This is a genomic window from Xanthomonas sp. SI (assembly GCF_014236855.1).
In the GTDB taxonomy this organism is placed as follows: Bacteria; Pseudomonadota; Gammaproteobacteria; order Xanthomonadales; family Xanthomonadaceae; genus Xanthomonas_A.
Genome location: NZ_CP051261.1, coordinates 1,225,253 through 1,246,392 on the forward strand (window position 1 = coordinate 1,225,253; position 21,140 = coordinate 1,246,392).

Consider the following 21,140-nt stretch of genomic DNA (forward strand, 5'->3'; position numbering starts at 1 on the left):
GGGAACCCGCTCTTACGAATCCCCAATCCCGAATCCCCAATCCCGGCCTCAATACACATCGCGCGCATACCGCCCCTCCCGCTGCAGCGAGGTGAGGTAGGCAGCTGCGTCTTCTGCACTGCGCGCGCCGTGTTCGACCACGATCTGCTGCAGCGTGGCGTGCACGTCCTTGCCCATGCCGATCGCGCCGCACACGTACAGGTACGCGCCGTTCTGCAGCCAGTCGTAGACGTCGCGGCCGTGCTCGCGCAGGCGCTGCTGCACGTACACCTTGTCCGGTACGTCGCCGTCGCGCAGCGGTTGCACGTCGCGCGAGAACGCCAGGTCCAGGCGCTGCAGTTCGCCGCTGCGCAGCGCCTGCTGCCACTCGGCCTGGTACAGGAAGTCCTGGTTGAAGTGGCGGGCGCCGAAGAACAGCCAGTTGCGGCCGCCGGCGCCGCTCTCGGCGCGTTCCTGCACGAAGCCGCGGAACGGCGCCACGCCGGTGCCGGGACCGATCATCAGGATGTCGCGGCTGGGGTCGGCCGGCACCCGGAAGCGTTCGTTGGGTTCGATGTAGACCGGGGCGCTGTCGCCTTCGGCCAGGGCGGCCAGAAAGCCGCTGGCCGCGCCGCCATGGGCGTGGCCGTGCGCCTGGTAGTCCAGGACATCGACGGTGAGATGGACTTCGTCGCCGACCCGCTTGCGGCTGGAGGCGATCGAATACAGGCGCGGGGCCAAGGGCCGCAGCGCCTCCAGCAGCGCGCTGTGGTCCCAATCCGCCGGCCAGCGTCGCAGCACGTCGATCACTTGGTGATCGGCCAGCAACGCCGCCAGACCGGCGGTCTGGGTAGGATCGAGCAGCTGTTCCAGCGTGGTTGCGGCTGAGCGGCGGGCGACCGCGGCCAGGAACGGCCGCGAGGCCCGGGTCAGTTCGCGATGCGCGGCGAGCCACTCGTGCAGGGGCAGAGTCTCCGCATCGACGGTGACGTGGGCATGACCGTCGAGTCGCGTCGCCGTCAAAATGGCCTCGACCAGCGCCGGCGGGTTGCGGTGGCGGATCCCCAGCGCGTCGCCAGGCTCGTAGTGCAGGCCGCTGCCGGCCAGCGACAGTTCCAGGTGGCGCACGTCCTTGTCGGCGGCACCATGCGCGGCGTAGCGCGGCCCCTTGAAGTCGCGGCCGCTGATGCGCTGGTTGGCCAGCACCTCGGCGGCGAACGGGCGCTCGTGGTTCCAGGCCGCCGCGGCGGCACTGCGCAGCGGAGTCACCGTCGCCGACGGCGCGGCCGCGCTCTTCAGCAGCTCGCGCGCCTGCGCCAGCGCCTGCGTGCGCCACGGCGCGGCCACGCTGTCGATGTCCAGGTCGGCCTCGCCCAGCGGCAGCAGCCGCTGCGCGCCGAGTTCGGCCAGGCGCGCGTCGATGCGCTTGCCGATGCCGCAGAAGTCGGCGTAGCTGGAATCGCCCAGGCCGAGCACCGCGTACTTCAGCTCGGGCAGCTTGGGTGCGCGGCGGCCTTGCAGGAACTCGACCAGGCCGATCGCGTCGTCCGGCGGATCGCCTTCGCCCTGGGTGCTGATGACCACGTACAGCAGGCGCTCGCTGGCCAGGTCGCGGGTCGGGTAGGCATCGGCACGCAGCAGGCGGACCGTCAGCCCGGCGGCCTCGGCGTCGGCCGCCAGTTGTTCGGCGGCGCGGCGGGCGTTGCCGGTCTGGCTGCCGTAGACAATGCTCAGCCGCTGCGCGCCCTGGCTGGCCGCCGCGCCACCCGGCAACACCGCCAGCGACGGCGGCGCATGGCCCTGGCCCTGGGCCAGGCCGGCGGCATAGCCGGACAGCCACCACAGGCTGGCCGCATCCAGCCCCTCCACCGTCCGCGCCAGCAGCGCCTTGCGCTCGTCGGGCAAGGGGCTGGGCGGCAACGCGGGCGAGGCGGCGGTCATGACCGGTCCGGGTGGGAAGAAGGGATGACCGATGTTAGGGATTCGTTGCGCGGGGCAGAAAGGAGCAGGGGTTATCGGCTTATGCCCCCCGCTTATTTCAGTGCCTGCCCGGCCCATCACACACTGCCGGCCCCGGTCGCCCCAGGCGCCGCGGGCACTGTTACCCTCGGCACGCCCCTTCCCATGAGCCTTGCGTTGTCCCCGATGCGTTCTTCCGCCCTGTCCCACCTCGACCGGCTCGAGGCCGAAAGCGTCCATATCCTGCGCGAGGTGGCCGCCGAGTTTCGCAATCCGGTGCTGCTGTATTCGGTCGGCAAGGACAGTTCGGTGCTGCTGCACCTGCTGCTGAAGGCGTTCGCGCCGGCGCCGCCGCCAATCCCGCTGCTGCACGTGGACACGCGCTGGAAGTTCCGCGAGATGATCGCGTTCCGCGACCGCCGCGCCGCCGAGACCAGGGTGGACCTGCGCGTGCACATCAATCCCGACGGCATCGCCCAGGACATCGGCCCGTTCACCCACGGCGCGACCGTGCATACCGACGTGATGAAGACCCAGGGCCTGAAGCAGGCGCTGGACCAGGGCAGGTTCGATGCGGCGATCGGCGGCGCGCGCCGCGACGAGGAGAAGGCGCGGGCCAAGGAGCGGGTGTTCTCGTTCCGCAACGACAAGCATCGCTGGGACCCGAAGAACCAGCGTCCCGAGCTGTGGAATCTGTACAACGCCCGGGTCCATGCCGGTGAGAGCGTGCGCGTGTTCCCGCTGTCCAACTGGACCGAATTGGATATCTGGCTGTACATCTACCGCGAATCGATTCCGGTGGTACCGCTGTATTTCGCCGCCGAACGCCCGGTGGTGGAGCGCGACGGCGCGCTGATCCTGGTGGACGACGCACGGCTGCCGCTGCGCGAGGGCGAGGTGCCGCAGCTGCGGCAGGTGCGCTTCCGCACGCTGGGCTGCTATCCGCTGACCGGCGCGGTCGAGTCGCAGGCCGACACGCTGGAAAAGATCATCGCCGAGATGCTGCTGACCACCACCTCGGAGCGGCAGGGACGGGTGATCGACCAGGATCCGGGCGCGTCGATGGAGAAGAAGAAGTTGGAAGGGTATTTCTGATGGGCCGGGATTCGGGATTCGGGATTGGGGATTCGCAAGAGCGGCGCGTCGCGGCGAACGCGGTAGCGGGAGGGGACGCCGTTGCGAATCCCCAATCCCGACTCCCCAATCCCGGCGGCGACGCAGTCGCCGCCTACCTGCAGCAACACGAACACAAGCCACTGCTGCGCTTCATCACCTGCGGCAGCGTCGACGACGGCAAGAGCACGCTGATCGGGCGCCTGCTGTACGACAGCAAGCGCCTGTTCGACGACCAACTCGCCGCGCTCAGCGCCGACAGCAAGCGCCATGGCACCCGCGGCGGCGAGATCGACTACGCGCTGCTGCTCGACGGCCTGGCCGCCGAGCGCGAGCAGGGCATCACCATCGACGTGGCCTACCGCTACTTCGATACGGACAAGCGCAAGTTCATCGTCGCCGATTGCCCCGGCCACGAGCAGTACACCCGCAACATGGCCACCGGCGCTTCCACCGCCGACGTGGCGGTGGTGCTGGTCGATGCGCGCAAGGGCCTGCTGACCCAGACCCACCGCCACAGTTACATCGTCTCGCTGCTGGGCATCCGCCACGTGGTGCTGGCGGTCAACAAGATGGACCTGGTCGATTTCGACCAGACCAGCTTCGATGCGATCGTCGCCAGTTACCGCGCGCTGGCCGCGCAACTGGGCATCGCGCAGGTGCAATGCATCCCGTTGTCGGCGCTGGACGGCGACAACCTGTCGCAGCGGTCGGCGCGCACGCCGTGGTACGGCGGTCCGGCCTTGCTCGAATACCTGGAAGGCCTGGACCTGGCCGCGCGCGATGCCGACAGCGGCCTGCGCCTGCCGGTGCAATGGGTCAATCGCCCGAACCAGCAGTTCCGCGGTTTCGCCGGCACGCTCGCGGCCGGCCAGGTGCGGCCGGGCGATGCGGTGGTGGTGCTGCCCTCGGCGCGCCGCTCCACCGTCGCCAGGGTGCTCGACGGCAACGGCGACGTGGACCAGGCCGTGGCCGGGCAGGCGGTGACGCTGACCCTGGCCGACGAGATCGACATCAGCCGCGGCGACGTGATCGCCGCCGCCGACGACCCGCCGGAAGTGGCCGACCAGTTCGCCGCGCATGTGCTGTGGATGGACGATGCCGCGCTGCTGCCGGGGCGCCCGTACTGGCTGAAGCTCGGCACCCGCACGGTGTCGGCCAGCGTCAGCGAGATCAAGCACCGCATCGACGTCAACACGCAGGAGCGGCTGGCGGCCAAGCGCCTGGAATTGAACGAGGTCGGCTACTGCAACCTGTCGCTGGACGAGTCGATCGTGTTCGAGCCGTACGCGCGCAACCGTGCGCTCGGCGGCTTCATCCTGATCGACCGGCAGAGCAACGCCACCGTCGCCGCCGGCACGCTGGATTTCGCGCTGCGCCGCGCCGGCAACGTGCACTGGCAGCACCTGGACGTGGACCGCGCCGCGCGCGCGCGGATCAAGGGACAGGCGCCGAAGGTGCTGTGGTTCACCGGCCTGTCCGGCGCCGGCAAGTCCACCGTCGCCAACCTGGTCGACAAGCGCCTGCATGCGCTCGGCTATCACACCTTCATCCTCGACGGCGACAACGTGCGGCACGGGCTGAACCGCGATCTGGGCTTCACCGACGAGGACCGGGTGGAGAACATCCGCCGCGTCGCCGAGGTGGCGCGCCTGATGGCTGACGCCGGGCTGATCGTGCTGGTCAGCTTCATCTCGCCGTTCCGTGCCGAACGGCGCATGGCGCGCGAGCGCTTCGCCGCGGGCGAATTCGTCGAGGTGTTCGTCGACGTGCCATTGCACGTGGCCGAGGCGCGCGACGTGAAGGGGCTGTACGCCAAGGCCCGCGCCGGGCAGATCCCCAACTTCACCGGCATCGATTCGCCGTACGAGGCGCCGGAGCAGCCGGAACTGCACCTGCGCGCCGACGGCGACAACGCCGAGGCGCTGGCGGCGCAGGTGCTGGGGTGGCTGGACGCGCACGACTGAGCGCGGACGCCGCCTCTCGGCGGCTCCAGCCGTGCATGCTGCCGCACGCTGGCCTGCGCGGCGGGAGTTGCCTGCGGCCGCTCCGGTGCGCATCCTATGCGTGCAGGGAGGCGGTGTGGATCCAGGGGCACCCTGGGGCCGAATTCTTGCGGCAACGTTCAGGGGGAACGTGTGGATCCGAAGATGCAGGCCTTGCTGGCCAAGACGAATGTCACCGAGCTGGTCGCGCCAGTAGCGGTGGAAGAGGTGACTCACCAGCCGGTGCGGCCCGAGCCGCCGCCAGCGCAGCGGCCGCTGTATTCCACGGCCGATCCGTTCCAGTACCACCTCGCTACGACCGAGATCGTGGGCAAGCTGCAGGACCGTAAGACCAAGCCGGCAGTGCGGGCGTTCGGCTGGCTGGTGTTCGGCGTGCCGATGGCGCTGTTCGGGCTGATGCTGTTGCAACTGGTCTGGTACGACGCCGCGCTGCATGCCTGGAAGATCCCGCACACCGTCGGCGACGCGCTACGCACGCTGTTCGGGACCGCTTCTGCGCTGGCATTCATCGTGGCGTACCCGTATTTCACCCGTCGCCGCGGTTCCGCCGCCGGCTGATGCATGCGGCGCGTATGCGCGCCGCGTCGCTACTGCTGAGGCTGGCAAGGCGAAGCGGCGCTGGTTGGCGTACGGCCCGTCACGGTTACGCCGCTGGTCGCCGGCGGTCGGCATCAATGCGCGCCGGGTTGCGCCTGGGTCAGCCGCTGCGGCGCGCGCCGCGGCGCTTGCAGCGCCTGCACGAACTGCGCGGCGATCACCGCGCCGGCGAAGTGGCGCTGCACGAACTGGCGGCCGGCCTGTCCCATGCGCTGGCGGCGCTGCGCATCGCACATGCGCAGGATCGCGTCGCGCCAGGCGCGCACGTCGCCCGGTGGCAGCAGTTCGCCGCTGACGTCTGCATCCAGCGTTTCCGCCACGCCGCCGACGCGGCTGGCGAGCACCGGCACTTCGCTGGCCTGCGCTTCCACCGAGACCCGGCCGAAGGTTTCCGGCGCCAGCGAGGGAAACGCCAGCATCGACATCGCGTTGTAGTAGGGCGTAGCGTCGTTGACCCAGCCGACGAAGCGGTGCCGTGTGGCCGTGGCCTGGCCACCGGCCTGCGCGTGCAGGCGCGCCGCATCCGGGCCGTCGCCCAGCCACAGGCAGTGCAGCGCCGGTTCGATCGCCATCGCCGTGGACGCCGCCTCCAGCAACGGAAAGATGCCCTTGCCGTGCTGCAGGCGGCCGCTGTAGCCGATCACGATTGCGTTCTCGGGCAGGTCGAGCAGGGCGCGCATCTCGCGGCCGCGGCGCGGGTCCGGACGCAGGTTGCCCATGTTCACCGGGTTGTACAGCACCTGTACCAGCGCCTCCGGCACGCCGCGGTCCAGGTAGGCCTGCCGCGCATAGCGCGACACCGCGAAGAAGCGCGAGGCCAGGCGCGGGATCGCATAGCCGGAGAAGGCGCGCATCGCCGGCGCGCGGTGCCGGAACAGCGCCACGCGGATGCCGAGCGCGCGGCCGACCAGCAGCAACGGCCAGTATTCCTTGCCGAAATTGCCGACCAGCCAGTCCGGTTGCAGGCGCCGCGCCAGGCGCAGCAGCGGCGCGTAGCCGGCCGGATCCAGCGCGTTGCGGAAGTGGCCGAAGTGCACGCCGACCCCGCTGCGTTGCAATTCCTCGGCGATCAGCCCGCCTTGGCAGGCGATCACCTCGACGCGATGGCCGGCGCCGGCCAGCGCCTGCGCCAACGCCACGAAGTGCGTCGCCGCGCCGGTGTTCTCGGGATTGGTGCCGACGAACAGGAACTTCATGCGCGCCGATCCTCGTAGCCGGTCAAGGCACGCAGCGCGAACTGCGGCAGCAGGTGATGCCGCGCCACCTGGATGCGCGGATAGCGCCAGGGATCGGAGCCAGGCACGGCACGGCCGCGGCGGGTGGTGGTCGCGGCGACATAGCCGGCCTCCTGCACGGTCGCGGCGACGCGCGCGTCCACGTCGCCGTATGGGTAGCAGAACTGGGTGACCGGCTCGCCGAGCCGATCTTCCAGCTCGCGTTTGCAGCCGCCGATCTCCTCGCGCAACTCGGCATCGCTGCACGCGGTCAGTCGCGGATGCGAGCGGGTGTGCGCGCCGATCTCCATGCCGCCGCGGCGCCATTGGCGCAGTTCGGCCAGGCTCATCAGCGGCTTTTCGATGCCGAGCTTGCGCGCATCCCAGGTGTTGTGGCGGCCGATGCTGCCGCTGACCGCGTACACGGTGGCGCTGAAGCCCAGGCGTTGCAGTACCGGCAGCGCCGCATGCAGGTTGTCGAGGTAGCCGTCGTCCAGGGTGACCACCGCGATCCGGCCGTGGCGTTCGCCGCGCAGGTAGGGCATGGCGTCGGACATCGACACACCGCGGTAGCCCAGCCGCTGCAGCAGGCGCATCTGCCGTGCGAAACGCGCAGGCCTGACGTACAGGCTGCGGTACACCTGCAGCTGCCGTGGCGCCTGCGCGATGTTGTGGTACATGAAGATCGGAATACGTGCCGCAGCGGGGGAGGTCGCGGAATGCATCGGGACGGCTCGGGACGATCGCGGAAGGAGGGACGCGTTGCATTAGCGCGCGCGAACCTTTCGGCGGCCTGTCGTGTGCGCCGGCATCGAGTCAGCGCGTGGCAAGACGCACCGCGGCGGCGCATCGTTGCGCTCGTTTGTCGTTGCGCGGTTCTGCGCGGCGCGCACATGCCGCGCGGGAATCGGTGATGCTGCAGGTGAGCGCGATCGCCGGGTATGCTCGGCTGCCGATCTGCAGGAGTGCGGCCTATGTCCGATGACCCCAACGCCATGGCGTGGCGCGCACTGCGGCTGAGCATCGACGGGATGCAGCTGCGCCGCTGGCGCGGCGACGATCTCGACGCGCTGCTGCGGCATGCCGACGATGCGCAGGTGGTGCGCGGCCTCAGCGAGCGGTTTCCGCATCCCTACACCCGTGCCGACGGCGAGGCGTTCCTGGGCGGACGCGTGGTGGACCTGGCGCATCCGGTGCTGGCGATCGAGATCGATGGTGAGGCCTGCGGCAGCATCGGCCTGCGTCCCGGCCGCGGCGAGCGCGCGCACGTCGCCGAGCTGGGCTATTGGCTGGGGCGCCGCCACTGGGGGCAGGGACGGATGACGCGGATCGTCTCCACGTACTTGGACTGGGCGGTCCCCGCGCTTGGGCTGCTGCGCATCGAGACCAGCGTGCTGGACAGCAATCCGGCGTCGATGCGGGTGCTGGAAAAGAATGGCTTCGCGCGCGAAGGCGTACGCCGCAGCGCACTGCGCAAGCTCGGCCGCTTGCACGATTTGCACTTGTTCGGCCGCATACAGGCGCCTTAGTGGGGGTGCCGTACCGCCGCCGGCAATGATGGACGCCTGGATGCGGGTTTTCCGGCTCGCTATGCGGCTGGCGAGGGCGCATGGGCGTGACCACGGGTGCCAGACGCTCTAGGGTCGGCGCGCGTCGCCCGCGCGACGCGGAGGCTTCTGTGGCGGGCGATCGCGTGCGGACAGTGAGCCGGTGCGCCTGTCGAGATGGCTGGGAGTGTCACTTGCGCCCGTCGCATGACGGTTCAGTGCTGTCCGTTGTTGCGGTGTCGCGCGACTTCAAGCGAACACGGCGTTGCCGCCTGCGGCGAGCGCGGCCGTGGCATTTGTCTACGGTTTGTTTCGCATGGGCGTGACGCCAGTTGCGAAGTCGTCGTGACGATATCTCGATTTGCGGAAGTTGTGCTGAATTATCGCGTTTCAAGGCGTATTCGGCCAATCCTTCATTTCGCGCTTCCGCCACGCTTCGCCGCGCCGGCCATGTGCGCGCTCAGCGACGAGGACATGCATGGCCGTTGCGACCGCGACACCTCCTCTGGCAACCGCCGGTTGTCGAAACAATGACTTTTCAACGGAGAGAACATAATGAAGAACACACGTCTGACCTGGTCCGGCCTTATCTGCCTCGCGGGCTTGTCTTGCGCGAGCCTGGCGATGGCCGACAACGCGCGACACGGCATGGGCGCAATGCTGCCGAAGCTGCGGCAGCCGGTGACCATGCCCGAGATGAGCGCCGCGAACATCGCGTCGGCACCGCCGAGCAGCGTCGACCTGAGCCGCTGGGCGGTGGCGATCGGCGATCAGGGCGCTGTCAACTCATGCGTGGGGTGGACCGTCGCCCACGACCTCGCCGGTTGGTATGCCAATTTCAATGGCAAAAGCGTCAACCTGTTCGCCCCGATGTACGTCTATTCCCAGATAAACGGCGGCGTCGACGAGGGGGCTGATCCGATGGACGCGTTTCGTCTCTCGGTCAAGCAGGGGATCGACACCGAGCAGGACTATTTCCAGGGCAACTACGACTGGAACGATCTGCCGACCGACGCCGAGCGCGCGAATGCGGCAAGATTCAAGCCGCAGTTGTTCAAGGACTATACCGTGCTGTTCTCCGACGGCAACGCCAACGGCGGCAGTGCGCTCAGCAACGCGCTGAAGGTGGCGCTGGCGAATCGTCAGCCGGTCGCGATCAGCTTTCCGGTGCGCCCCGGATTCGACAATATGTCTCCCAGCAATCCGGTCGATCGAGACAGCAGCGGCACGATCCGGGGCTATCATGAAGTTCTCGCGGTCGGCTACAACGCCGATGGATTGCTCATCCAGAACCACTGGGGCACGCAGTGGGGCAACAAGGGCTACGGCATCCTCGCCTGGAGCGTGGTGGAGCACGATATCGATCAGGCAATCGTCGCCACAGCGAATCATTGAAGTGAATGCCACGGCTGGTGCATTGCGCACCGGAGCACCGTGCTGAGTACACGCTGTGCATGCGGGATGCGGAAGGATCGGCGCAGGCACGATCCTTCCGTCCGGCCGGTCATGCCGGAGCCGTGATCGGGGGCGTTCCTGCGCTGTCTCGCCGGTTTGGTGAGCGTTCGTGCGGCGGTCTGCCGCGAGCACGATTCCTATCCCGTCTCTCCGCGGCATGCGCATGTGGCCGGATCGCGCGAGCTGGTTGAGTGCCAGGCACGCTTCGGACGCACGAGGATGCGGCGGCGGCCTATGCGCAGCTCGCACTGGCACGGTAGCGCCCGCTCACCGCGTGCACCTCTGGAGCGAGATACGTTTCGCAGTCAGCACCGATTCATGCACAATCGAGCCAGCCCCCGCTCGCGGGGCGTCCTTCTTGTGCTTCGGGGAACTGCGTGGAATCGATCATCACTGCATTGAATGGCTTGATCTGGAGCAAGGCGCTGATCTTCATGTGCCTGGCGGCCGGCCTGTACTTCACCATCCGCACCCGCTTCATGCAGGTGCGCGGCTTCGCCGAGATGCTGCGGCTGACCATCGGCGGGCAGAAATCCGATGCCGGCGTGTCCTCGTTCCAGGCGCTGGCGATGTCGATGGCCGGGCGCATCGGCATCGGCAACATCGCCGGCGTGGCCACCGCCATCGCCTTCGGCGGGCCGGGGGCGATCTTCTGGATGTGGGTGATGGGCTTCTTCGGCGCCTCCACCTCGTACATCGAATCGACCCTGGCGCAGATCTACAAGGTCAAGGACGCCGACGGGCGCTACCGCGGCGGCCCGGCGTACTACATCGAAAAGGCGATGGGGCTGAAGTGGTACGCGCTGCTGTTCGCGCTCGCCACCATCGTCGCCACCGGCTTCCTGATGCCCGGGGTGCAGGCCAACGCGATCGCCGACAGCGTGGTCAACGCCTGCCGCGGCGGTCCGCTGTGCGGCCCGCTCGACGGACTGTGGATGGGGTTGCCGGCGGTGCAGGCGCTGAAGCTGGGCATCGGCGTGACGGTGGCGCTGTTGCTGGCGGTGATCATCTTCGGCGGGGTCAAGCGCATCGCCAACTTCGCCGAGATCGTGGTGCCGTTCATGGCGCTGGGCTACATCCTGATGGCGGTGGTGGTGATGGTGCTCAACGCCGAGCGGGTGCCGGAGATGTTCTCGATCATCTTCCGCAGCGCGTTCGGCTCGCACGCCGCGTTCGGCGCGCTGCTGGGGCTGGCGGTGGAATGGGGCGTCAAGCGCGGCATCTACGCCAACGAGGCCGGTCAGGGCACCGGCCCGCATGCGGCGGCCGCGGCCGAGGTCTCGCATCCTGCCAAGCAGGGCTACGTGCAGGCCTTCGCGATCTACTTCGACACGATGATGGTGTGCACCGCGACCGCGTTCCTGATCCTGGCCACCGGCAAGTACAACGTGTATGCGCCGGGCGGCGGCGAGCCGCTGTTCTCCGGCCTGCGCGGCGTGCAGGAAGGCCCGGGCTATGCGCAGGCCGCGGTGGACGCGATCCTGCCCGGCTGGGGCGCCGGCTTCGTGGCGCTGGCGCTGTTCTTCTTCGCCTTCACCACGATCATGGCCTATTACTACATGGCCGAGACCAACCTCAACTACATCAACGGCAACCGCCGCCGTCCGCTCAGCGTGCTGGTGCTGCGGCTGGGCATCCTCGGCATGGTGGTGTTCGGCGCGTTCCACGACGCCAAGCTGGCGTGGTCGCTGGGCGACATCGGCGTGGGCCTGATGGCCTGGCTCAACATCATCGCCATCCTGATCCTGCAGAAGCCGGCGCTGCTGGCGCTGCGCGACTACGAGCGGCAGAAGAAGGCCGGCCTGGATCCGGTGTTCGATCCGCTGCCGTTGGGCATCAAGAACGCCGATCTATGGCGCGAGCGGCTGGTGCCGCCGGCGCCGCGCGGCGAATGATCGCCACGCGGCAGTAGGTGCCGTGATGACACGCTGCCGGCCTGTGGCCGGCAGCGGTGTCTTGCCCTCGGGACAGGGCGCGATCAGTAGAAGATCGTCGCCGAGGTGGAGGTGGTCTGCACATCGTAGTTGCACTGCACGTCCAGGCCGGAACTGTCGCTGTACGAAACCCATGCCGGCGACGGAACGCGTCCCAGTTTGTAGTCGTACACGCCGATCGAGTTGAAGGTGATGCGACCGTCGGGCGGATACTGGTCGCAACTGTCCACCGAGTACACCTCCAGCGCGCCACCCATCACCAGGTGCGTATTCGAATTGATGTCGTAGGTGGTGCTGAGCCGGACGCTCCTGCCGCTGGTGATGTTGCGTGTGTCGACGTTCCAGTTCGCGCAGGGCCTGCCGTTGTTGCAGGTGGCGTAGGTGTCGCCCACGATCTGGTCGCCGGCTTTGGCCGGAATGAAATCGCTGGACCACACCATGCCATTCTGGCAGCAGTTCCAACTGCTCAGATCCCAGGTGTTGCTGTCGCCGCGGTAGCCCAGCACCGGTTGCAGGATCGTCGGATCGTCGCTCTGCATGCCCGGGAAGAAGTACACCGTCTGATGCGCCACGTTGGTCGGATTCTGCGGCACTTTCCAGCTCGCGACGATGCGGCCCATCTTGGCGCCGGTCACGTCGATAGCCGACTGGACCCAGTCGTGCGTGATCGGTGGCGGCACCGCGCCGCGTGCGCTGGACGCTGTCAGCGCGGCGCTGCTGCGGACCTGCCGACCATCGCTGCCGCGGCCGTCGGGCCGCACCCGCGCGCCGCTGGGAGTGAAGTTGTCCTGGCTACAGGCCTGCGTCTGTTCGCGCACGCCATTGACGTGTTGCAGGCTGCCGTCCTCGAGGATGCGCTCGCCGCTGTGGACTTGGCGGACGCAGGCCGGCGCGAAGTAGCCGAACGGGGTCGCGACGTAGTCGTCCGGGATGCCGGCCGGCTTGTGCATTGCGCTCATGCTGCCGACTCGCGCGAGCCGGGCATCCGGCGCGCCGTCCTGGGTCGCCGCCGACGCGGCGCCGGCCACGCCGAGCAGGGAGAGCAGCATCAATGCGGTGGTGGAACAACGACGCAGTGTCCAGCTTGCGTTGCGGACAGAGGATTTCATTGGGATCGCCTTGTGATGATGAGGCAGAGAGGATTGTTGTGGGATCCCGTTCGGCTCGCTGCATCCGCCTGCACTGAAGCGGTGGTGTCGATGTCGAGGCGATGGTGTCCCGCGATGCGAAGCCGGGTGTTGCGGTCGTGGTTATGGTCGATAGCGTTGTCCGTTGTCGTGCCGAGGTGCGGCGACGATGTGCCTTGCCGCAGCGGCGTGATTGTGAGAATTCGTCGCCTATCGCCGCGAATGCGGCATGGTGCCGGGCAACGGCGAACGGCTTCACGGTCTCAGTCGGGCCGCTATTCCTCTTCTCGGCGCGCTGGGTAGACAATCGATGCGCCGCCGCCGGAAGCCGCCGCCGCGACGGGCGGAAATGCCGGGCCGGACTCCGCGGTCGAACCCCGCTGCGCAGGTTTTGGTCGCGCGAACGACGCCAACCGCACCTACAGGGCAGGGATGAGCGAAAATCACCGGGTCGCGCCGGTACGGTGCGTTGCCATTGCGGTCCAGGAGACCTTTCCCATGCGTCATGACCTTTCTTTCCCGCGCCTTGCCGCCGCATGCGCTGCGCTGCCGAGCGTGCCGCGATGAACAGTCCCTGGGGCAAGAGCCCGCGCGGCCCGCGTCCGCCCGCGCCGCCCGAACGCGCCGCGCCGGTGCCGCGCGCGGCCGACGCCAACCGCGGCGAGCTGCGCCTGTACGGTCTCAACGCGGTGCGCGCGGTGTACGCGCGCCGGCCCGAGGCGATCCGCAAGCTGTACCTGGCCGAGGCGCGGATTCCCGCGCTGCAGCCGTTGCTCAAGTGGTGCGCGGCCAATCGCGTCGGCTACCGGGTGGTGGAGGAGGCCGATCTGAACAAGCTCGCGGCCAGCGCGCACCACGAAGGCGTGGTCGCCGACGTGCTGCGCGCCGAACCGCTGCCGCTGGCGGCGTGGCTGCAGGGGCTGGCGCCGGGTCCGGCGCTGGCGTTGTGGCTGGACGGCGTGGGCAACCCGCACAACTTCGGAGCGATCCTGCGCTCGGCCGCGCATTTCGGCGCCGCGGCGATCCTGCTGCCTGACACCGCGACGCTGGCCCTGTCCGGCGCTGCCACGCGCGTGGCCGAAGGCGGCGCCGAGGCGCTGCCGCTGGTGCGGCTGCCGCCGACGGAACAGGCGCTGGCGCAATTGCGCGCGGCCGGCTTCGCGCTGGCGGCGACGCTGGTCGACGGCGGCGACGACGTGTTCGCCGCCGCGCTGCCGCCGCGCCTGGTGTACGTGATGGGGGCCGAGAGCGAGGGCATGGACCGCGACTTCGCCCAGGCCTGCGAACTGCGCCTGTCGATCCCTGGCAGCGGCGCGGTGGAAAGCCTCAACGTCGCCGCCGCCACCGCGGTGCTGCTCGGCGCCTGGCGCAGCCGCGTCGCGGCGTCGGGAGCCGCGCGGTGAAGCCGGCGCTGCTGTGCCTGCTGCTGGGCCTCGCACCGCTGGCGAATGCGCGCCAGGCGCCCGCCGCCGCCGTGCCTGCGCCGCAGGTGACGCTGGCCGCGGGCAGCGTGCGCGGCCAGGTCCAGGCCGACGGCAGCTTGCTGTTCCGCGCGATCCCGTTCGCCGCCCCGCCGACCGGCGCGAACCGGTGGCGGCCGCCGCAGCCGCCGGCGCGTTGGCGCGGCGTGCGCGACGCCAGCCAGCCGGCGCCGACCTGCGCGCAGCCGGCGATCGGCTGGAACAATGCGCTGGCGCAGCGCTCCAGCGAAGATTGCCTGTACGTGGAAGTGCAGACGCCGCGCCTGGACCCGGCGGCGAAACAGCCGGTGATGGTGTGGATCCACGGCGGCGCCAACGTCGCCGGCGGTGCCGACGTGTTGCCGTCGTCGCTGGCGCAGCAGGGCGTGGTGCTGGTCACCGTGCAATACCGGTTGGGCGTGTTCGGCTTCCTGTCGCTGCCCGAGCTGAGCGCCGAGTCCGCACGCCATGCCTCCGGCAACTACGCCCTGCTCGACCAGATCGCGGCGCTGCGCTGGGTGCGCGACAACATCGCCCGCTTCGGCGGCGACCCGGCGCAGGTGACCATCTTCGGCCAATCGGCCGGCGCACAGAACGTGGGCCTGCTGCAGCTGTCGCCGCTGTCGAAAGGGCTGTTCCGCGCGGCGATCGAACAGAGCGGCACCGCCGGCTTCGGCCTGCCGGCGCGCAGCCTGGGCGAGAACGAGGCGCTCGGCGCGGCGATCGCGCAGCGTGCCGGGATCGGCGCGACGCAGCGCCTGCCGGCATTGCGGCGCTTGCCGTTCGCGCAGTTGTTGAAGGCGGCGCAGGGCGTCGACGTGCCGGCATTGGACGACGACGGCTACATCTGGCTGCAGGCGATCGTCGATGGCCAGGTGCTGCCGCGCGCACCGGCGGCGCTGCTGGCCGACGGCGCGCAGCAGCGGGTGCCGCTGCTGCTCGGCAGCGTGGCGCAGGAACTGACCTATGGCGGCGCTGATGGCGCCGAGGCGCGGCTGCGTCGCGATTATCCAGCCCGTGCCGCGCAGGTGCTGGCGCCGTATCGCGACGCGGCGGCCGAGCCCGATCCGCGCTATGGCGATGCGGCGGTGCGGTTGGCCACCGACCTGACCTTCCGCTGCCCAGCGCTGGCGGTGGCGCGCGCGCAGGCGCGGCAGGGCGTGCCGGTGTGGCACTACGAGTTCGACCTGGCCGCGCCCGGCGGCCGCGTGACCCACAGTGCCGAGCTGCCGTTCGTGTTCAAGGGCCTGCCGATCGGCCAGCCGCCGCTGAACCTGCAGCGCTACTGGGCCGCGTTCGCGCGCAGCGGCGATCCGAACGTCGCCGGCCTGCCGCGCTGGCCGGCGTTCGCGCCGACCCAGGCATCGCTGCGCTTCGACCAGGACGGCGCGCAGGCAGTGACAGGTTTGCGTAGCGAGGTGTGCGCGCTGCTCGATCTGCCGTAGGCGAGATTGCCGCTGCTGCTCATAGCGGCTTGCCGTCGGGGCGGTCCGCCGTGGCCCTTTAATGCGGGTTGCGGCGCCGTGGCCCGATCGCGATGCGTGCGGATCAGATGCAGTTGGATCGCTGCACAACTGGAGTCGACTGTGCCTTGAGCATTTTCGACCCGGATATTCGCAGTCGACCGAATCTTGTGAGCGACGTCAGTCGCGACGAGCGAAGCGGTGGAGGTGCCGCGACCGGACAGTGTCGGGACTGAAGTCCCTCCCACAGTGCACCCAGCGGGCGTCCCGCAAGGTCCTGTAGGAGCGGCTTCAGCCGCGACCAACGAAGTCGGGAACCCTGGCGGTTTTGCTTTTCTGTCGCGGCTGAAGCCGCTCCTACAGTGCACCCTGTGAGCAATCCGCAAGTTTGTTGTGGGACTTCAGTCGCGACGGGCTTTACCAGGAAAGCGCATCGCGACTGATGGCCCGAAGCCACCTGCCGTCGCGCCTACGACGTGCGTCGCCTTTAAACACAGCGAAGAAAAGCGCTAGCCCGCCGCCTGCGGCAATGCCGGGTCCGCCGGCGGCGCGGTCGAGCCGCGGGTCACCAGCGTGTACTTCATCACCTGGTGGATGCCGCGGTTGGGCAGGCCGTCGCGGCGTTGGCGGATCTCGCCGAGCAGCAACGCGACCGCGGCGCGGCCCATTGCGGTGACGGGCTGGTGGATGGTGGTCAGCTCGGGCCAGATCGTGGTCGCCACCGGGGTGTCGTCGAAGCCGGCGATCGACAGGTCCTCGGGCACGCGCAGGCGCAGGCCGTAGGCGATGGCGACCGCGGCGGCGGCCATGTCGTCGTTGCTGCACAGCAGCGCGGTCGGGCGCGGCGCGGCGTGCAGCAGCGCGGTCGCGGCGACCAGCCCGGAGCGATAGGTGAACAGGCCTTCGGCCACGCGCGTGTCGGCGACCGGCAGTCCGGCCGCGGCCATGGTGTCGAAGAACGCGCGGCTGCGCAGCGCGCTCGGGGTGTGCTTGGGATCGCCGCTGATGAAGCCGATGTCGCGATGGCCGAGTTCGATCAGGTGCCGGGTGATCGCGCAGGCGGCCTGGTAGTCGTCGATGCGCACCGAACTGACGCCCTGCATCGGCGTGCCGGTGGCCACGGCCACGACCGGGATGCCGCGCGCGTCCAGTTCCTCGATGGTCTGCCGCGAATCGCACAGCGGCGGCGGCAGGATCACCCCGTCCACGCCGGCGTCGAGCAGGCGCTCGGTGGCGGCGCGCTGGCTGCCCATGTCGTCGCTTTTTTCCACCAGCACCTGGCTGCCGTCCAGGCTGCTCTGCTCGAGGATGCCGAGCATGAACTGGTTGAGATAGGCCGCGCTGGGATTGCTGTACAGCACGCCGATCCGCGCCAGGCTGGCGGTGCGCAGCGAACGCCCGGCCAGGTTGGGACGGTAGCCGAGCGTCTTGATCGAGGCCTCGACGCGCTCGCGCATCGCCGCGCCCACGCGCGGGTGGCGGTTGATCACGCGTGAGGCGGTCATCGGCGAGACGCCCGCGTGCCGCGCCACATCCAGCAGCGTCACCGCGGAGCCTGCACGACCTTGCCGTTTGCCCATCGTGGGTCCTGGCGATGCTGCGAAAGAGGGAAAGCCTGCGCGCATCCCCGCGGCAGGCCAGCCAGCTTACTCCTTGGGCGGTTCCACTGTCTTGGCCTGGCTGCCGAAGCCGCCGTCGGCCTCCGCGGCCAGGTAGGCGAACACCGCGTAGGCGGCGACGTTCTGCGCCAGCGCCTTGGGGTCGATCTTGTCCAGGGTGTCATCGGCGGTGTGGTGCAGATCGAAGTAGTCGCTGCCGTCCTGCGCCAGCCACGCCCAGGCGGCGCCCTTGGCCGCGAGCGGGCCCACGTCGGGGCCGGGGCCGCCGGTGTCGGGCGCGTAGGCGATGCCGAGCGGCGCCAGCGCCTCGGCGATCTGCCGGGTCGCCTCGCGCGAGCCCGCCGCATCGCCCGAGCCGGTGTTGAACGCATAGATGCGGCCGGCGCCGAAGTCGCTCTCGGCGGCGATCTGGTGCAGCGCCACGTCCTTGGCATGCGCCTGCGCATAGGCCTTGCCGCCGTACAGCCCCTGCTCCTCGTTGGCGAAGGCCACCACGCGGATCGTGCGCTTGGGCGCGCGCTTGAGCTGGCCGATCAGGTGCCCGGCGGCCATGCTGATGCCGACGCCGGCCCCGTCGTCGATCGCCCCAGTGCCCAGGTCCCACGAATCCAGGTGGCCGCCGATCACCACCACTTCCTTGGGCTTGCTGCGCCCGGTGATCTCGCCGATCACGTTGTACGAGGTGGCCTGGCCGTCCCAGCCGCAGTCCAGCGCCAGGCGCAGCCGCACCGGGCCGCGCGCGACCAGCCGCGCCAGCTGGTTGGCGTCGGGCACCGCCAGCGCCGCCGCCGGCACCGGGGTCAGGCCCTCGTCGAACCGGGTGATGCCGGTATGCGGCACGCGGTGCGAATCGGTGCCGGCCGAGCGCATCACGAAGCCGATCGCGCCCTTGCGGATCGCCTCCGATGGCCCCTTGCTGCGCACCGCGCCGCCGTTGCCGTAGTCCTTGCCATCGCGCGCCTTGACCATCTGGTAATCGACGAAGGCGATCTTGCCGCGCAGCGAACCGGCGGGTGCGGCCTGCAGCGCGGCCAGATCGGCGAAGCGCACCACGTCGGCCTCGACCGTGCCGGCCGGGCTGCCGCCCAGCGCAGTGACGCTCAGCGGCTGCGCATTGGCGCCGAGCACTTGCGCGTGTTCGCTGCGCCGCTCCCATTTCGGGAACGTCACCGGCTCGGTCCACACCTTGTCGAAGCCCAGCGCCTTGAACTTGGCGGTGGCCCACGCGACCGCGCGCGCATCGGCCTCGCTGCCGGCCATGCGCGGGCCGACTTCGGTGGTCAGCGATTCGACCACCTTCCAACCGGTGTCGTCGGCCAGCGCCTGCTCGCGCAGCGTGGCGGCGGTGGACAGCGCCGCATCCGGGATGCGGGTGGTCTCGGCCGCGGCGGCGGACGCGGCAGCGAGCATGGCGGCGATGACGACGGCAAGACGGCGCATGGAGGACTCCGCGACAGGGGGAACCACGAGCTTAGCAGCGCGTGGCGCGCCTGCGCACGGCACTTACTGCGGGGTGGCGTCGTTCTTCAACGCATCGCGGATCTCGCGCAGCAGCAGCACTTCCTCGCTCGGCGCCTTGGGCGCAGGCGGTTCCTTGCGCGCGATGCGGTTGATCGCCTTGACCACCATGAAGATGGCAAAGGCCACGATCACGAACTGGAGGATGGTGTTGAGGAAATCGCCGACGCCGATCACCACCGGCGGCACTTCCTTGCCGGCCGCGTCCACCGTCGCCGCCTTCAGCGTCCACGCCCAGCGCGAGAAATCCACGCCGCCGGCAAGCATGCCGATCGGCGGCATGATGATCTTCTCCACCAGCGCGGTGACGATCTTGCCGAACGCGGCGCCGAGCACCACGCCGACCGCCAGGTCCAGCACGTTGCCGCGCATGGCGAATTCCTTGAACTCGCGGATCATGCCCATTGGAGCTTCCTCGAACGTTGCGCGGGCCTGTCGCCGCGGTGCAAGCCTAGCGCAATCGCCGTCGTCCGCGGATCACGCTGCGCAACGCAGCCGCGCGTTCGCTCACGCGACGATCGTGCCGTGGCGCTCGGCGACGTTCTCCAGCCGCGCGCTGAAACGATCGCCGGGTTGCAGTGCGGCCACGCCGGCCGGCGTGCCCATGAACACCAGGTCGCCGGCGCGCAGCGCGAACAGCTTGGACAGTTCGTGCAGGATCTCCGGCACGTTCCAGATCATCTGGTCGAGCAGCGATTGCTGGCGCACCTGGCCGTTGACCTCCAGCGACAGGTTCAACGCCTCCAGCGCGCCGACTTCGCCGGCCGGGATCAGTTCGCTGATCGGCGCGGAATGGTCGAAGCCCTTGGCGATGTCCCACGGCAGGCCCTTGGCCTTGGCCGCGGCCTGCAGATCGCGGCGGGTCAGGTCCAGGCCGACGCCATAGGCCAGCACCAGCGACGCCGCATCCTCGACGCCGAGCACGCCGGCCGGCGCATCCTGGCCGAGCGCTACCACCAGCTCCACTTCGTGGTGCAGGTCCTGGGTCGCGGACGGGTAGGGAATGGATTCGCTGCCGATCACCAGCGCATCGGCCGGCTTCATGAAGAACGTCGGCTGGCCGCGCTCGGCCTTGGAGGCCGGAGCGCTGGCACCCATCTCGCGTGCATGGTCGGCGAAATTGCGACCCACGCAATAGATGCGATGCACCGGAAACAGCCCCAGCCCACGCACGGGCACGCGCGGAGCTTCGGCAGCGGCGAAAAGGTCTTTCATGGGCACGCATCCAGAGAAGAACGGGATGCGGCAGTTTAGCGCGTCAGGTTCGACCCGACTCCGGCAGGCGTGCGGATGTCGCTTTCACGAATCCCCAATCCCAACTCCCCAATCCCGGCTTTACAACGGCAACGCCGGCTTGCGCAACACGCGGTACTCGCCATCGACCACATGCTGGCGCGCCGCGGACGGGCGCTTGCCGCGCTGGCTCAGCAGCTTCATCGCGATGCCGCCGAGGATCATCGCCGCACCGACGAACACGCTGACGAACACCAGCCCGGCGAGGATCGCCAGGCCCAGCAAGCCGACGGCCAGTTTCACCAGCGGATGGCGCGGCTTGCGCGGCGCGAAGACATGCCGGAACTGATCGAAATTGAAAGCGCGTACACGCATGGCAGAAGTCTGTGTCAGTTGGAACCGAGGGCGCAGTATCGACGCAGTCTTCTGTGACGGAGTGAAAAGTTCGTTAAGCGAAAAATTAACACTTGCCCGGTCAATGTGTTGCATGTCGTCGCCAGGTGAAGCGCGATGCGGGCGCGAACCGCGGACATGCAAGAATGGCGGCCCTTTCCGCGTTGCCGCCGTTTCCCATGACCGAGTCATCTTCCGCCGTGCTGGCGCAACTGGAGCAGATCGAGTCTGGCAGCCTGATCGAAGCCGAGGCCTCGATTGGCGGCGAGATCGAATCGCTGCTGCTGTACCGCGACGGCGACGGCGTGCGCGCCTGGTTGAACGTGTGCCCGCATGCGGGACGGCGGCTCGACTGGGCGCCGGGGCAGTTCCTGAAGAGCCGCGAAGGGCACGTGGTCTGCGCCGCGCACGGCGCCACGTTCGAATTGCAGCACGGCAGCTGCGTGTCCGGGCCGTGCCGCGGCCAGAGCCTGCTCGCGGTGCCGGTAGCGGTGCGCGAGGGTCAGGTGTTCCTGGCGTGAGT

At 69.3% G+C, this 21,140-nt stretch carries 18 protein-coding genes; 9 read left to right on the forward strand and 9 right to left on the reverse strand.

What is annotated here, in order from left to right; all coding sequences use genetic code 11:
• Positions 1 to 48: 48 nt before the first annotated feature.
• Positions 49 to 1,920, reverse strand: coding sequence for an assimilatory sulfite reductase (NADPH) flavoprotein subunit (locus HEP75_RS05220; protein ID WP_185825693.1), 1,872 nt, complete (start codon positions 1,918 to 1,920; stop codon positions 49 to 51).
• A gap of 204 nt (positions 1,921 to 2,124) precedes the next feature.
• Between HEP75_RS05220 and cysD the strand changes: the two genes are divergently transcribed.
• The 3 genes from cysD (at position 2,125) to HEP75_RS05235 (ending at position 5,615) form a co-directional block, all read left to right on the forward strand.
• Positions 2,125 to 3,033, forward strand: coding sequence for a sulfate adenylyltransferase subunit CysD (gene cysD, locus HEP75_RS05225; RefSeq protein ID WP_185815484.1), 909 nt, complete (start codon positions 2,125 to 2,127; stop codon positions 3,031 to 3,033).
• Positions 3,033 to 5,018, forward strand: a complete 1,986-nt coding sequence (cysN, locus tag HEP75_RS05230) for a sulfate adenylyltransferase subunit CysN (RefSeq protein WP_185815485.1) — start codon at positions 3,033 to 3,035, stop codon at positions 5,016 to 5,018. The genes cysD and cysN overlap by 1 nt, the downstream gene beginning before the upstream one ends.
• 171 nt (positions 5,019 to 5,189) lie before the next feature.
• Positions 5,190 to 5,615, forward strand: coding sequence for a hypothetical protein (locus HEP75_RS05235; RefSeq protein ID WP_255424004.1), 426 nt, complete (start codon positions 5,190 to 5,192; stop codon positions 5,613 to 5,615).
• 113 nt (positions 5,616 to 5,728) lie between these two features.
• On the opposite strand, the gene HEP75_RS05240 is transcribed toward HEP75_RS05235, so the two are convergent.
• Together HEP75_RS05240 and HEP75_RS05245 are read right to left on the reverse strand one after the other, a co-directional pair.
• Entirely contained in the window at positions 5,729 to 6,850 is a 1,122-nt protein-coding gene (locus HEP75_RS05240; RefSeq protein WP_185815486.1) for a glycosyltransferase family 4 protein, read from the reverse strand.
• Positions 6,847 to 7,593, reverse strand: coding sequence for a polysaccharide deacetylase family protein (locus HEP75_RS05245; RefSeq protein WP_185815487.1), 747 nt, complete (start codon positions 7,591 to 7,593; stop codon positions 6,847 to 6,849). The genes HEP75_RS05240 and HEP75_RS05245 overlap by 4 nt, the downstream gene beginning before the upstream one ends.
• A gap of 249 nt (positions 7,594 to 7,842) precedes the next feature.
• Between HEP75_RS05245 and HEP75_RS05250 the strand changes: the two genes are divergently transcribed.
• The 3 genes from HEP75_RS05250 (at position 7,843) to HEP75_RS05260 (ending at position 11,765) form a co-directional block, all read left to right on the forward strand.
• Entirely contained in the window at positions 7,843 to 8,397 is a 555-nt protein-coding gene (locus HEP75_RS05250; protein WP_185815488.1) for a GNAT family protein, read from the forward strand.
• A 573-nt stretch (positions 8,398 to 8,970) separates the two neighbouring features.
• Entirely contained in the window at positions 8,971 to 9,810 is an 840-nt protein-coding gene (locus HEP75_RS05255; RefSeq protein WP_185815489.1) for a C1 family peptidase, read from the forward strand.
• A gap of 437 nt (positions 9,811 to 10,247) precedes the next feature.
• Entirely contained in the window at positions 10,248 to 11,765 is a 1,518-nt protein-coding gene (locus HEP75_RS05260; RefSeq protein WP_185815490.1) for an alanine/glycine:cation symporter family protein, read from the forward strand.
• Between the two features lie 83 nt (positions 11,766 to 11,848).
• Here HEP75_RS05260 and HEP75_RS05265 read toward each other — a convergent pair whose 3' ends face one another.
• Complete coding sequence (locus HEP75_RS05265) at positions 11,849 to 12,913, reverse strand: hypothetical protein (protein WP_185815491.1); 1,065 nt, start codon at positions 12,911 to 12,913, stop codon at positions 11,849 to 11,851.
• 581 nt (positions 12,914 to 13,494) lie between these two features.
• Between HEP75_RS05265 and HEP75_RS05270 the strand changes: the two genes are divergently transcribed.
• Positions 13,495 to 14,334, forward strand: coding sequence for a TrmH family RNA methyltransferase (locus HEP75_RS05270; protein ID WP_185815492.1), 840 nt, complete (start codon positions 13,495 to 13,497; stop codon positions 14,332 to 14,334).
• A gap of 71 nt (positions 14,335 to 14,405) precedes the next feature.
• Positions 14,406 to 15,836: a carboxylesterase family protein gene (locus HEP75_RS05275; protein WP_343203503.1), complete on the forward strand. Its 1,431-nt coding sequence runs from the start codon at positions 14,406 to 14,408 to the stop codon at positions 15,834 to 15,836.
• Between the two features lie 527 nt (positions 15,837 to 16,363).
• On the opposite strand, the gene HEP75_RS05280 is transcribed toward HEP75_RS05275, so the two are convergent.
• The 5 genes from HEP75_RS05280 to HEP75_RS05300 form a co-directional block, all read right to left on the reverse strand.
• Complete coding sequence (locus HEP75_RS05280) at positions 16,364 to 17,434, reverse strand: LacI family DNA-binding transcriptional regulator (protein WP_185815493.1); 1,071 nt, start codon at positions 17,432 to 17,434, stop codon at positions 16,364 to 16,366.
• Between the two features lie 66 nt (positions 17,435 to 17,500).
• Positions 17,501 to 18,913, reverse strand: coding sequence for a M28 family peptidase (locus HEP75_RS05285; RefSeq protein WP_185815494.1), 1,413 nt, complete (start codon positions 18,911 to 18,913; stop codon positions 17,501 to 17,503).
• A 63-nt stretch (positions 18,914 to 18,976) separates the two neighbouring features.
• A complete protein-coding gene (mscL, locus tag HEP75_RS05290; protein ID WP_185815495.1) occupies positions 18,977 to 19,396 on the reverse strand; it encodes a large-conductance mechanosensitive channel protein MscL in 420 nt (139 codons plus the stop codon).
• Between the two features lie 102 nt (positions 19,397 to 19,498).
• Positions 19,499 to 20,206, reverse strand: coding sequence for a fumarylacetoacetate hydrolase family protein (locus HEP75_RS05295; protein ID WP_185815496.1), 708 nt, complete (start codon positions 20,204 to 20,206; stop codon positions 19,499 to 19,501).
• A 120-nt stretch (positions 20,207 to 20,326) separates the two neighbouring features.
• Complete coding sequence (locus HEP75_RS05300; protein ID WP_185815497.1) at positions 20,327 to 20,599, reverse strand: hypothetical protein; 273 nt, start codon at positions 20,597 to 20,599, stop codon at positions 20,327 to 20,329.
• 197 nt (positions 20,600 to 20,796) lie between these two features.
• Between HEP75_RS05300 and HEP75_RS05305 the strand changes: the two genes are divergently transcribed.
• Positions 20,797 to 21,138 carry a Rieske (2Fe-2S) protein gene (locus HEP75_RS05305; protein WP_185825694.1) on the forward strand — a complete coding sequence of 114 codons (342 nt, stop codon included), beginning with the start codon at positions 20,797 to 20,799 and terminating at the stop codon, positions 21,136 to 21,138.
• Positions 21,139 to 21,140 lie beyond the last annotated feature (2 nt).